The following is a 12,141-nucleotide window of genomic DNA, read 5'->3' as shown; positions in this document are numbered from 1 at the left end:
TCACCCTCACGGGCGTGAGGAGCAGGCCCGCGCGCTGGCCGTGGTGCACGATTCGTGGTTCACCCCACGTCCGTGGGGAGCGCGGTGTCGCCGCTGTTGTCGGCGCTGGCTTCTCCGGTTCACCCCATGTCTGCAGGGAGGACGATCAGCGAGCGTGCTGGCGAGACCTCGCGTCGGCTGAGGTTGCGGTGTAGGCGGCCTGCAGTATCCGGGTGCGCTCGTCCTGGATCTGACCGGCGGTGCCAAGATGAACCGAGGCCGCGCAGGACGCCCTCACCCCGAACTGATCGTCGCGGCCACCGTGGCGCCAAGCTCCCAGCAGGCGGCCAGATCATCCTTCTCCGGCGTCCCCAGCACCGTCACAGGCTGGTGAACTCGCTCCCACCCTAGCTCCGCGGCGATCGACTCCACACCCCCCGCCGTGTCACTGTTCCTATGGACGTACAGCGCGTACGACAGCCGCCGCGTCTCCTCCAAACAGGGATAGTAGATCGTGTCGAAGAAGTGCTTGAGCGCGCCATTCATGTCCCCGATGTTGACCGGCGTCCCCAGAACGACACCGTCAGCCTCGAACACATCGGCGACGGACGCCCGCGACGCCGCGCACGTCCGCACCTCTACCCCTTCGACCTCGTCGGTGGCAGCACCCTGCCGCACGGCGTCGAACAGCTCGTGCAGCGCGGGCGAGATGGTGCGATGCACGATCAACAGCCGCCGGACGTCATTCGACACGCCGCCGATCCTCTCACGGCGCCCCTGACCCGCCCGCTTGACCCCGTCAACACGGTCAAGTGTCGTATCGAGCGCCACCGGATCCTTCGGTGGATCGACGACGAGCACGACCACGTCGCGGCGAAGATCTCATCTGAATGGCGAAGCGCCAGCTCAGTGTAGGATTCATGGTTCCGCGTCCCGCCACACATTTCCCGTGTCCCGTTGCCAAGATCCCGGCACGCCTTGTGAAGCAATCGGGCTGGCGCCACCGAAATAGGTCGCGATGCCTGGGGACCGAAACCCGCCGAATCCCTTTTCTGGTTATCCCGCCTATAGATTTTCGCCCGCACAGGATGTTATTTGCCATGCATTGTTAGTTATGATTGTCGCGGGGTGGCGTGCGGCGTCGAGTTGCCGCGCGAAGTTGCGGGAGGGACGCCGAGTGGCACCGAATGAGCCGTGCGTGGCTGAATGCGCCGTGCCGGAAAACAGAAGAAAACTCCGACGATCGGCGTACGCAGGGGGCGTGGGCACAAGCAGGAAGGGCCGATGAACCCGCAGAATCCGGCGATCCGCTCCTACGCGCCTTTCATCTGGTTCGGTCTGGCCGCCGTCCTGGCATTCGTCTCCTTCTCTTGTGCCTCCAGTCTGGAGCCGCCGCAGGCGGCCGGGGCGACAACGGTCGTCACGGTCACTCCTTCCGCCGGGCAGGCGGTCCTGACGTCGCCGCCTCCTGCCGACCCGGCCGTCGTGCAATGGCCGTTCTTCCAGCCGGTCGGCGATCCTGCCGACAACCAGGATAAGAAGCGGTTCGACATCCTCAACGCCATGTCGTGTGAGCGCATCCGCAAGATCGGAGAGGAGCGTCCGGACAGCCTGCGCACCCTGTACGCCGGCCTGGCCGACGCCTGCGAGTCGGCGCTGCTGGTAAGGACCGACAGGTGGCAGGGCGCAGAACAGAGCCTGGCGACATACAAGAGCGTCGGCGCCGGCCCGGAGCCGACGTGTGCCGACAAGCAAGCCCTACGAATTCTGGAGAACCTGGTGGACGCCCACCGCCAGGCGGCGAATCAGCCCGTCAAAGTGATGAGGTTGTCCGCCCCGGAACCGCCGGACTGTTATTGAACTAAGGAGCGATGGTGCTGGACGGGGATGGAAGGCAACGGGCGTTTCCGTTTTACGTGGTTTGTGATGTTTCGCAGAGCATGTGGCATCCGGAACACAATATAGGCGTCCGCCAGGTACCGCTGGAACTGCTCGCGGAGGCGGTGCCACAACTCATCGGGAAAATACAACGCAAGCCCGCCGTCGCCGACGCCGCTTTTATGAGCGTCATCGGCTTTCACAGCTCGGTGGAGGAGGTGCTTCCGCTGACGCACTTAAACGACATCGTCGACCTGCGACCCTTCAAACGAGGAGCGCAGACCAATTACGCGGCCGCCTTCCAGTTCCTTTACGAGCGACTACGTGAGGACTGCGGCCGGCTCAGCAGGTCGCACCGGCTCAAACGGCCCGCGATCTTCTTCCTCACCGACGGCATCCCGTTCTACGGCTCGGAAGCACAACCGGAGCACGTATGGCGGGTGGCGCGAGATCGTCTCGTCGCCCTCGACGTCCTGCCGCAGATCATTGCCTTCGGGTTCGGTCAGGCACGTAGGAACGTGCTGTGCAAGGTGGCCACCACGCAGGGGAGCCGCCCTCTGGCCTTCATCGCCAAGGGCGGCATCGACGTGGCGGAGGTGCTGGGCGCGCTCATGAAGACCCTGTTCATCAGCATCAACGCCTCGGTCGAGACGGGCGAGCTGTCCGTCCGCACACCGGACAGCATGAGCTGGGCGTGTCCCGCGGCAGCTGGGTGAAGGCGGGAGGCGGAGGTCGGTGTCCATGATGCAGTTTCTACTCGCCGTCTTGAGCGGTGCGTGCGGGGCGATGGGCATGTACACGTTGAGGGAGGCCCAGCGGCAGGCTCCGCGGTCACCAGTGCCGCAGTACGCCGGCGCGGCACCGCAGTCCTCGGCCACGCGCCCGCCGGGGTGGGACCGCATGGCGCCGGGCCGGGAGGCGGCATCTCCCACGTGCCCACGGCCGGACGCCGCGGCACCGCGCCATGCGGGTGCCGGGCCGCGTTACGCGGGCAACAAGCCGAGCCCGATCGCGGTCCTGCTGCCGGTCCCGCCGCTCCTGGGGCATCCGAGCGTTCAGGCCGAGAGCGGCGGGATCGGCGGGGTCACCGTACGCGCCGCGAGCTGCCGCGGCCGTGAGCATATGGCCGAGGGGGAGTCACGGCAGGACGCCTTCGTGGTCGGCTCCTCCGCGGACGGGAGATGGTTGATTGCGGCCGTCGCCGACGGGGTGGGCACCACGTTCCACGCCGAATGCGCGGCGCAGACCGCGGTGGGCACCGTTGTCCGGGAGGTGGCTCGCCTGCTGAAGGGCAACCCCGCCGGCCCGCGTGATGACGACTGGAGTGCGGCCTTCGGCGCGGCGGCGGACGCGGTCAAGGAGCGGCGCGCGGACCTGTCGGCCTACGCCGGCGACGGCCGCCCGTGCAGCACCACGCTCGTGGCCCTGGTCGCACCCGTGCATCCGGGCTCCGGCGACCCCGTCTACTGTGCCGGCGTCGGTGACTCTCTCGCCTTCCGGCTAGGGGGCCGTACGCGGGAGTGGGAGGCGCTGCTGGTGCCCGACGCGTCGGGCACTGGCGGGATCAGCGACAACGTGACGTGGGCCTTGCCGTCCGGCCTGGATCACCTGCGCACCGCCGTCGTCAGGTGGGAGCGCGACGACGTGCTGTGCCTGGGGACCGACGGCTTCACTCACGCGCTTGGCCATGGCAGCCCGCTGCGGGACGAACTGGCGGCGGAATGGCGGACCCCGCCCGACATCATGACGTTCATCCGTGACGTGGACTACCATCGGGCCACGTTCAACGACGACCGCACGGTGGTGGGGCTGTGGCCGTCCTTCCACGACGGCCGGATGCCGTGATGGGGGAGGGCTCGGCGTACTTGCCGGAGCAGGTGTCACTGTCGGAGCTGGTGCTGCAACCAGGCCTGTCTGGCGTCGGCGGCCAGGCCATGCGCGTGGTCCGGTGCCTGGGGCCCGACGCCGAGGAGTATCTTTACAAGGAGTACACCGAGGAGGTGTGCGAGGGGCTGCGCCCCCAGCCTATGAAGGACCTGGTCTCCTGGCGGCGGCGACTCACCGTCGAGGAGCGGGCGGAGCTGGACCGCCGGTGCGCCTGGCCCATGGCGACCGTGGTGAACGGAGGGAAGATCCGCGGCATCCTGATCACGCCCGCGCCGGCCGACATGTATGAGGACGACCTGGGCGACCCCGAACCTCGCCACCTCGACGTGCTCGCCCGCAAACCCGACGTCGCCTTCCGGGTCGGCGCTCCCTACTACGAGAGCCCGGTGAAGCTCGCGGTCCTGGCCGTCTTCTTCGACACGATGCTGTGGCTGCACAGGCACGGCTACGCGATCGGAGACCTGCACCCGCACAACGCCCTGTTCTCCTTCGATGGGCTGGCCGGAGAGCCGCGGGTGCTGCTGATCGACTGCGACTCGTGTGTCCCGATGTCCGGCATCCCGGCATTTGCGCCGCAGGATCCGGAGATCTGGAAGATGCCCGGCCTTCAGTCCTTTGGCCCGCGCAGTGACCTGTACAAGTTCGGGTGGATGGTCGTGCGTTGTCTCCAGGAGAACCTCGAGAGCGTCTCCCTCCAGCGGCACACGCTGCTCGCCGTCATGCGCGGCTCGACGTACGAGCTGCTGAGCAGCATCTGCGCAGGCCAGGAAGTGCCGGGCGCCGCAGGGACGTTGCGCGGCAAGGCGGCGCTGTGGCGCTCGCTGATCTCCTCCCAAGCTCTCTACGTGCAGAACGACGACCACACGCGCGCATTCTGGCTCCCTCGCGCCGTGACACCCGACTCGCCGACCCGGCTCATGGGGCGGCCGCCCCCGACCGGTGCGCAGCCCTCTGCCTCCTCTCCCGCACCTGTCCCTTACCCCGTCCCGCCCCCCGCCCCCGTTCCGCCGCCGACGCCCTACCCTCACCCCAGATGGCAGCAGCCCGTGCAGCGGAAGTCGTCGTCCTCCGTCCTGCCCGTGGTCGTGCTGGTGGCGCTGGTGCTCGTGGTCATCCTGGTGATCCTGGCGGCGCAGTGAGGCGGCCGAAGTCGCCGGCCTGCAGGTCGCGTGCCGACGCGTCCGGCTCGCCCGCCCCGAACACGTAGACCTGCACCTTGGCTGGCCGGATCACCGCTCCCGACTCCGCGCGCAGACCCGGCATCAGCACGCCGGCGACAGCGCCGTGCCTCGCGGGATCGGCCGTCGGGATGGTGTGGTCGCCGACGTGCAGGCTGGGCACCAGCGGATCGTCCTCCTCCGGCCGGACGATCTCGACGCGCAGGCTCCGGATCGCGCTCAGCAGCCGTCGTCTCAGCTCGGGTGAGTCGACCGAGAAGGCGGCGTTCAGCAGATCGTCGGCGAGCTGGACGACGACGGTGTCTGCCAGGGGCAGCCGGTCGGTGGTGGCGTCGGCCTGGAGCAGGGCTGTGTCGCTGGTGCCGCCGCTGTCCGGCGGGTGGGTGATGGGCGGGTACGAACGCTCACGTGAGCGCAGCAGGTACCAGCAGGCGGTGGAGGCGAGCAGAGTGCCCACGACCGCGCCGATCAGCACTCCGGTCAGCAACACCTCGACGCTCCTCCTTGAGCTCCACCCGGTCGGCAACGCCGGTGCTTTCACCTTGCTGAGCGCGCCTCGTGGCGCTCAGAGGTCGCCGCCGCCCTGCAACTGCGTGATGGTTCCCTCGATCCGGCCGCTCGCGCCGCACCAGGGGCAGTGGAACAGGTAGCTCACCCCGTCCCAGCAGCCGAGCTTTTTGCACGAGTTGCACAGGACGACGCTGCCCGCGCCGCACGTGGGGCAGCCAGGATAGTCGTCGGCCATCTCGAAGGACCCCTCCGCGTGAGTCCGGTCGTAGCCCTCACGCTGAGCCATCCCGGGATTCACGGTGAAGGCCCAGGTTGCCAGCCAGAGCTTCCCGGGGTGCTCCTCCATGCGGATGCCGAAGGCCCGACTGGAATCGCGGGAACAGCGGCTCATCGAGATGATCACGTTCGGAATGGTCACGCGTCCTCCTCGATGCGGCCGCGTTCGGCGTCATCGACGGCCCGATGCGTACCGGTCTGATGCTGCGCACCGATCTGATGCGAGTCGGCCTGATGTGAACCGGCCCGATGTGCGGCGGCCGGGATGCCAGCCGGCCTGCAGAGGATGCCGACCGCGATGTCGTCGCCGCTGCCCCTCTCCGAGATGGTCTGCAGCCACTCGCTTAGGTGGTCGCTCACCGCCTCTAGACCGTCCGCCGCGATGATCTTCATCACGTCCGACGCGAACGACAGAAGGCCGCTGTCGTCGGCGTAGGAGTTCGCGAGGCCGTCCGTCGAGATCAGGACAAGCGGTGCGTGGGTCCCGGCGACATACGAGCGTAGCTCCTGGGCCGCGTCGGCCGAGCAGAGCGAGGTGGTGGCATTGCCGAGAAGGCGCGCGTCGGCCTGCAGCGGCTTGCCAGCGCGCCCCTGGGCGTCGACCACCACGATGTCGCCGTCGCCGATCTGCCAGAAGGTCATGAAGGTTTCGGTGGCGACGGCGGTCAGCAGCGTCGAGCCGTACGCCTGGTAGGGGTCGTCGACGACACGCGCGCGTGCCGCCGATCCCGACCTCTCCTCCAGCAGGTTGAGCTCATGCTCCTGGAACGGGTTGTCGGCGAGGGCTTCCTTGACCCTCTTGCGCCACTGCCGGACCAGCTGCCGACCAGCCTTCTCCTCCAGCAGGCGCTTGGCCGTGGACCAGTCGGCGCCCTTGGCCGCGAAAGCGATCAGCTCCTTGCTCAGCTCCTGCGACACCTCTACCGCCAGCCGTGCTCCCAGCGCGCTGCGGAAGCTGGTGGGACTGCCGTGGCCGTCGGCCACCGAGACCGCGACGGACAATCCCCACTCCATGGACGACCCCGGCGGAATGTCAGGTGTGGACGCGATCGCGTCCTGGTTCTCGCTGCCGGCGCGTACGTGGGAAGCGCCCCTCTGCTTCTTGACCAGCACCTGCCAGGTCACGGGACCGGTATCCCCTGGCGCCTCACCAGACATCGTCGCCGGGGTTCGGCGGGCCAGGCTGTGGCGGCGGCGGAACGGGAACGGGTGGCCTGCCCGGCTGCCCGTCATTGGACGGAGCGACCGGCATCGACGCGCTCTTCAGCACCGCCGTCGACACCCAGCGGATGAACTGGACGAGAGTGTGGGCGTTGTTCGCCTCCAGCGGCTTGATCTCTTGATGGCCGATGAACTTCGACAGCACCGCTAGGTCGGTGTCCTCGCCCATGCCGATCGCCAGCCGGACGGCGCGCTTGCCCCATGGTTCGTTCATGAGGTCCCTGAGGCCGGTCTCGAAGTCGTCGGTGGGATACCCGTCCGACACCAGCACCAGTACGGGAGGCAGTGCACGCGGTTCCATCGGGGGCATGCGCAGCTGCTCGGCCACCAGGGAAAGGGCCTTCCCCATGTCCGTGACCCCGTCGGCCGCGATGTCGGACCAAGAGAACTGCTCGACGGGCGTCGGCTGGGCGACGTGCCACCGCGCTCCAGTGGAAAAGGTGACGACGCGAACCAGCACCTCGGCGTTGGGATTATCGCTCGCGGTGTCTTTCATCGCGGGAAGAGCCTCTTTGATCGCGAAGTTGAGCCTTCCGATCTTCGTGCCCTCCATCGACCACGACGTGTCCAGGATCCAAATAAAGTGGAGAGGACGATTGGAGATCTTTCCCCCCGGTAAGTCGCTCATATCTACCGCATGGTAGGCGGGCCGGCATTGGCTCGCAAGGTCCCGCTTGCACAGATTATTTTGAGTCGGAATGCGGTAGGTACTTGTCGGAAAGCCTGGGGTGCGTATCCTTGAGTTGGGGCGGTAGGTTCCGCCGCTCGGGGGATTCCACAGCCGGAACGCTAGGCGGGGGTCACGTAATTTGGACGGCATTCTCGCGCCCGGGGACAAAGTGCGCGATGACGGTTCGAGCGAGCAGTACGAGATCGAGAATATGCTGGGCTTCGGCGGGCAGGGCGAGGTCTATCGCGCCCGCGTGAGCGGGCGGGCCGTGGCGGTGAAGTGGTATTTCCCCGAGTCCGCGACCGACGAGCAGCGCAGCATCCTCGCCAACCTCATCAAGTCCGGCTCTCCGGACAAGCGGTTCCTGTGGCCTACATCCCTGGTCAGCATGCCGGGAAGGCCCGGCTTCGGGTACGTGATGGGGCTGCGCGACGGCCGCTACGGCAACATCTCCGACCTACTGTCCAGGAAGATGAACACCACCTTCCGTGCGCTCGCGACCGCCGGAGTGCACCTGGCGGACGGGTTCTACCGTCTGCACGCGTTCGGATTGTGCTATCGGGACATATCACACAATAACGTCTTTCTGGATCCCCATTCGGGTGAAGTGCTCATTTGCGACAACGACAACGTCGGACCGAGTGACTCGCCCATCGGGATCGGCGGCACCATGCGCTACATGGCGCCGGAGGTGGTGCTCGGACATACGGCTCCGTCAGCTCACACGGATCTTTTCTCGCTGGCCGTACTGTTGTTCACCATCCTGATGAACCATCATCCGCTGGAAGGCAGACGCGAGGCCGATATCCACTGCTTCGACGAGACGGCGATGCGGAAAATATACGGCAGCGACCCGCTGTTCATCTGGGACCCGGGAGACACCGGCAACCGGCCCGAGCCCGGCTACCAGGACAACGCCATCATCTTCTGGGACATCTATCCCGAATTCTTGAAGATAATTTTCACCGAGGCGTTCACCAAAGGAATGACGTCCACTGGTGAGCGCGTCACCGAAGGACGCTGGCGCCGGGCGATGAGCCGGCTGAGGGACGCCATTTTCTACTGCGTCGGATGCGGCGAACAGAACATCTACGACATGGACCGGATCAGAGCCCACAACGGCGACGCCGGTCGCTGCTGGTCGTGCCACGGCCCGCTGCAGGTGCCGCCGCGCATGCGGATCGGGAAGGGCATCGTGATGCTCAACCACGACGCCCGGCTGTTCCACCACCACATCGACGACTCGAAGGGATACGACTTCTCCGCGTCCATGGCGGAGGTCGTCCAGCACCCCAACCGTCCCATGGTCTGGGGTCTGAAGAACCTCTCCACCGAGCACTGGGCCGCCTTCCCCAAGGACAGCACGCCCCAACAGGTCAACCCCGGCCAGAGTGTCACCCTGACCAGCGGCACCCGCGTCCACATCGGCGGCACCGAGTGCGAGATCCGCGTCTGACCCGCCTTCTGAACTTCGGCCAGATGATCGATCGGCTCGAGGGTGCCGTCCGCGAACGCGTACGCCGTGGTGGTGCCGATGGCGAAGCCGACGGGCAGTCGCACGACCAGCGATCAGTCACCATCTACCGAAGCGTAGTGGGCGATGGCAAGGAGAAGAGCGATCGTGCCGCCGACGGCGCCGCCACCAGTAAGAGCCTGCTGACAAAGGGATTTGGTGGCGGGGCCCGAGTCAGAAGAGTGCCGCGCAGTGGTCATCATTGGGCTGTTGACCCGTGAACAGGAGCGGGCTCCCGGTAGGTGAGGTGGTGTCTAAGCAGCTCAGCGGCCAGGAGCCCGTGGTTGTCTGTTTACACGCCTGTGGCTGTGAATGCCAGCGGTTGCGCCTCACCGGGGTGCGAATGTTGCGGCCGGGAACCGGCATATCCGTCGGATCTGACCGATGCCGAGTGGTCGGTGCTGAAGGGCGAGGCGCGGGGGGTGATGGCCCAGTTGGTCGCGGCCGCAGGCCGGCCGATGGTGCACGACCTGCGAGCGGTGCTGGACGGGATCGGCTATGTGACTCGCTATGGGATCGAGTGGCGGGCCCTGCCGGTCGACTTCCCGCCGCATGAGGCGGTGTATGCGTTCTTCCTGCGCTGGTCGCGGCGTGGTCTGCCGGAACGGCTGGCCGCACGGCTGCGCGTCCTGGCCGGGCGCCGCGAGCTACCGACGGTCGGCTGCGTCGACTCCCAGACCGTCAGGGCGGCTGAGATGGTCGGGGCGGCGGCCTGCGGGTACGACGCGGGCAAGAAGATGAAGGGGCAGAAACGGCACGTTGTGGTGGACACCCTCGGGCTGCTGTTGTGCGTGGTCGTCACCGCTGCGTCGATGCAGGACCGCGACGGCGCGCATCCGGTGCTGGCGCTGCTGCGTGAGAAGTTCTCCACCATCACGCTGGTCTGGGTCGACGGCGGCTACGCCGGACGACTGCAGGTCTGAGCTCGGCAGGTTCTCGGCCTGGCCGTCACGATCGTCAAGCACAGCGACGGCCTGCGCGGCTTTGTGGTGCTGCCCCGCCGGTGGGTGGTGGAAAGAACGTTCGCCTGGTTGGTCCGCTACCGCCGACTGGTGCGGATCTATGAACGCAAGCCCGCTCATCACGAGGCCATGATCTGGTAGGCCACCGTGCACCAGATGACCCGCCGCCTGACGCGCGAACTGGCGGGCCTGCCGCCCCCAAGCCGGTGGAGCGACCCGCCACCGCTACCGGTCCTGTCGAGCCCCGACCGGCGCGGCAAGGTCCTGCAACTCCTGGCCGCTCAGCCGTGGCGAGCCTGGCGGGGAAGTGAGTTGGCCCCCGTCCTCGGGATCGAGAACGTCAACAGCTTCCGCGTCCAACTGTCCCCCTGGTCCCATCAGGGTCGCGTCCTCGGAGCGGTGTAAACAGCTCGACGAGGTAAGTGCCGTGGATGGATCTTAGGCGGCCTCGGTTACGGGTGCCAAGGCCGGATCGTCGGTCTGGTGGAGCTGAGCGGGTGGGTGGAGCAGGGCCCGGCGGAGGTCGTGCAGGATGCGCAGGCCGTTGCTGGTTGTGGTGAAGCCGCGCCGGACGCGGGCGGCGCGATCGAGTACGGCCCATACGAGTGAGACGCAGCTGGTCTCGCCGGGGAAGCGGCCGATGACCTTAACGCGGCGGCGGGTCTCGCCGAAGGTGCGCTCGATGAAGTTGGAGTGCCGCACGCGCTTGTGGTGCTCGGTCGGGAAGCGCAAGTAGGTGGTCAGGCTCTGCCGGTCGGACAGCAGGCACTTGACCGCTGCTGGGTAGCGGGCGGCCCAGGTCTCGGCGAAGGCGTCGATGCGTTGCTGCACCCAGTCCACGAGCTGCTGGCCAGGCATGACGTCGTCGCCCATCTCGGTGAGGTCGAAGATCTGCCAATAGGCGGCCTTCACTTCGGCCTTGTCGCTGGCGCTGCCCTTGGCCAGCACATTGCGGGCGCGAGGAACAAGACACCTTTGGCGCAGCGAGGGCGCGAGGACCTGCTCGGCGGCGCTGATCAGGCCGGGCGCGCCGTCGGAGACGATCAGCAGCGGGGGGCGCAGGCCGCGAGCGACGAGGTCGGTCAGGAAGTCGTGCCAGCCGTCGGTGGATTCGGATCCGGCGACGGCCAGGCCGACGAAGACCGGCCTACCGGCGGTGGTGATGCCCCAGGCGGCCAGGATCGGCTCGGCCCGCTGCCCGTCGTGCATCTTGAAGTGCGAGGCGTCCAGGAACAGGTAGTCCAGCTCCACCGCGGCGAGGTCACGCCGGCACCAGGCGTCGTACTCGGCGACGATGGCCTGGCAGATGGTCGAGACCGTCGACTTGGACAGCGCGGCCTCCGGGCCGAGCGCGTCGGCCAGAGTTCCTTCGACGTCACGCGTCGACAGGCCGCGCACGAAGGAGGCGATCACGAGCGCCTCCAGCGCGTGGGTGCGGGTGATGCCGGTGCCGAACAGGCGGGAGGCGAATTTCTCGGTGGTGCCGCGCAGCTTCGGGCGGGCGATGGTGATCGGTCCTGAGGTGGTCTTGACGGTGGTCGGGCAGTGCCCGTTGCGATAACCGGGCCGCACCGGGCTCTCCTCACCGCCGCTGACGTCAGCGGTGACAGCGGCGGCGCGCTGGTAGAGGGCGCGGCCGAGGAAGGCATCCACCTCGGCTTCGACGGCGGTCTGGATGATCAAGCGGGCGCCGAGCCGGGCGACGTCCTCGATGACCTTGACCAGGTCATGATCGGAGGCGAACAGGGCATCGATCTCGGCGCGAATGGCCTGAACGGGCGGTAATGTGCGTGCTACGAGCGTAGGTCCTTGCGTAGTGCGAACTTTGGACGGTTCAGCACGGCAACCTACGCTCGTTCACATTTACACCGCATCTCGGACGCGACCTCCCATAAGGGCTTCATCAACAAGATCGGACCGGCTCGCTACAGGCCTATGCCCGCAAGCACTAAGCCTTTGTCAGCAGGCTCTTAGAGGGCGTTTGTTTTGAGTAGATTGCGGCTTATATCCTAGTAGGTGCCTCGCCAGGTTGGTGTTATTTCGTCCGTTATGCGCTTGGTCAAGTTG

Annotated in this window: 13 protein-coding genes and 1 pseudogene; 8 read left to right on the top strand and 6 right to left on the bottom strand. The window is 67.1% G+C overall.

Annotated features, from left to right (window positions below):
- Positions 1–273: 273 nt before the first annotated feature.
- Complete coding sequence (locus tag B0I32_RS49865) at positions 274–846, bottom strand: flavodoxin family protein (RefSeq protein WP_342751847.1); 573 nt, start codon at positions 844–846, stop codon at positions 274–276.
- A 417-nt stretch (positions 847–1,263) separates the two neighbouring features.
- Between B0I32_RS49865 and B0I32_RS49860 the strand changes: the two genes are divergently transcribed.
- From B0I32_RS49860 to B0I32_RS49845, 4 genes are all read left to right on the top strand, one after another.
- Positions 1,264–1,839 (top strand): hypothetical protein, encoded by a 576-nt coding sequence (locus B0I32_RS49860; RefSeq protein ID WP_106251808.1) that lies wholly within the window; start codon positions 1,264–1,266, stop codon positions 1,837–1,839.
- A gap of 11 nt (positions 1,840–1,850) precedes the next feature.
- The gene (locus tag B0I32_RS49855; protein ID WP_106251807.1) at positions 1,851–2,573 is read left to right on the top strand and encodes a vWA domain-containing protein; all 723 of its coding nucleotides are present in this window, start codon (positions 1,851–1,853) and stop codon (positions 2,571–2,573) included.
- A gap of 184 nt (positions 2,574–2,757) precedes the next feature.
- Entirely contained in the window at positions 2,758–3,702 is a 945-nt protein-coding gene (locus B0I32_RS49850; protein WP_181308670.1) for a protein phosphatase 2C domain-containing protein, read from the top strand.
- Positions 3,702–4,883, top strand: coding sequence for a hypothetical protein (locus tag B0I32_RS49845; RefSeq protein WP_106251804.1), 1,182 nt, complete (start codon positions 3,702–3,704; stop codon positions 4,881–4,883). The genes B0I32_RS49850 and B0I32_RS49845 overlap by 1 nt, the downstream gene beginning before the upstream one ends.
- Here B0I32_RS49845 and B0I32_RS49840 read toward each other — a convergent pair.
- From B0I32_RS49840 to B0I32_RS49825, 4 genes are all read right to left on the bottom strand, one after another.
- Positions 4,855–5,412, bottom strand: a complete 558-nt coding sequence (locus B0I32_RS49840) for a hypothetical protein (protein WP_106251802.1) — start codon at positions 5,410–5,412, stop codon at positions 4,855–4,857. The genes B0I32_RS49845 and B0I32_RS49840 overlap by 29 nt on opposite strands.
- 75 nt (positions 5,413–5,487) lie before the next feature.
- A complete protein-coding gene (locus tag B0I32_RS49835; protein WP_106251801.1) occupies positions 5,488–5,850 on the bottom strand; it encodes a hypothetical protein in 363 nt (120 codons plus the stop codon).
- Positions 5,847–6,833, bottom strand: coding sequence for a PP2C family serine/threonine-protein phosphatase (locus B0I32_RS49830; RefSeq protein ID WP_181308668.1), 987 nt, complete (start codon positions 6,831–6,833; stop codon positions 5,847–5,849). Before B0I32_RS49830 ends, B0I32_RS49835 begins: the two co-directional genes overlap by 4 nt.
- A 22-nt stretch (positions 6,834–6,855) precedes the next feature.
- Positions 6,856–7,557 (bottom strand): vWA domain-containing protein, encoded by a 702-nt coding sequence (locus B0I32_RS49825; protein WP_106251797.1) that lies wholly within the window; start codon positions 7,555–7,557, stop codon positions 6,856–6,858.
- A 181-nt stretch (positions 7,558–7,738) separates the two neighbouring features.
- On the opposite strand from B0I32_RS49825, the gene B0I32_RS49820 reads away from it, so the two are divergent.
- The 4 genes and pseudogenes from B0I32_RS49820 to B0I32_RS57015 all read left to right on the top strand — a co-directional run bounded on the left by B0I32_RS49820 (position 7,739) and on the right by B0I32_RS57015 (position 10,479).
- Positions 7,739–9,055 carry a protein kinase domain-containing protein gene (locus B0I32_RS49820; protein WP_219912427.1) on the top strand — a complete coding sequence of 439 codons (1,317 nt, stop codon included), beginning with the start codon at positions 7,739–7,741 and terminating at the stop codon, positions 9,053–9,055.
- 23 nt (positions 9,056–9,078) lie between these two features.
- Positions 9,079–9,333: a hypothetical protein gene (locus tag B0I32_RS57020; RefSeq protein ID WP_146178607.1), complete on the top strand. Its 255-nt coding sequence runs from the start codon at positions 9,079–9,081 to the stop codon at positions 9,331–9,333.
- 21 nt (positions 9,334–9,354) lie between these two features.
- A pseudogene (locus B0I32_RS49815) lies at positions 9,355–10,215 on the top strand (IS5 family transposase).
- Between the two features lie 15 nt (positions 10,216–10,230).
- Positions 10,231–10,479: a hypothetical protein gene (locus B0I32_RS57015; protein ID WP_146178606.1), complete on the top strand. Its 249-nt coding sequence runs from the start codon at positions 10,231–10,233 to the stop codon at positions 10,477–10,479.
- Positions 10,480–10,512: 33 nt separating this feature from the next.
- On the opposite strand, the gene B0I32_RS49810 is transcribed toward B0I32_RS57015, so the two are convergent.
- Positions 10,513–11,841 carry an IS256 family transposase gene (locus B0I32_RS49810; RefSeq protein WP_106251793.1) on the bottom strand — a complete coding sequence of 443 codons (1,329 nt, stop codon included), beginning with the start codon at positions 11,839–11,841 and terminating at the stop codon, positions 10,513–10,515.
- Positions 11,842–12,141: the final 300 nt, after the last annotated feature.

Source organism: Nonomuraea fuscirosea (assembly GCF_003001935.1).
Taxonomy (GTDB): domain Bacteria; phylum Actinomycetota; class Actinomycetes; order Streptosporangiales; family Streptosporangiaceae; genus Nonomuraea; species Nonomuraea fuscirosea.
The sequence above is the reverse complement of the archived record's forward strand: the minus strand, read 5'-3'. Positions and strand labels throughout refer to the sequence as shown.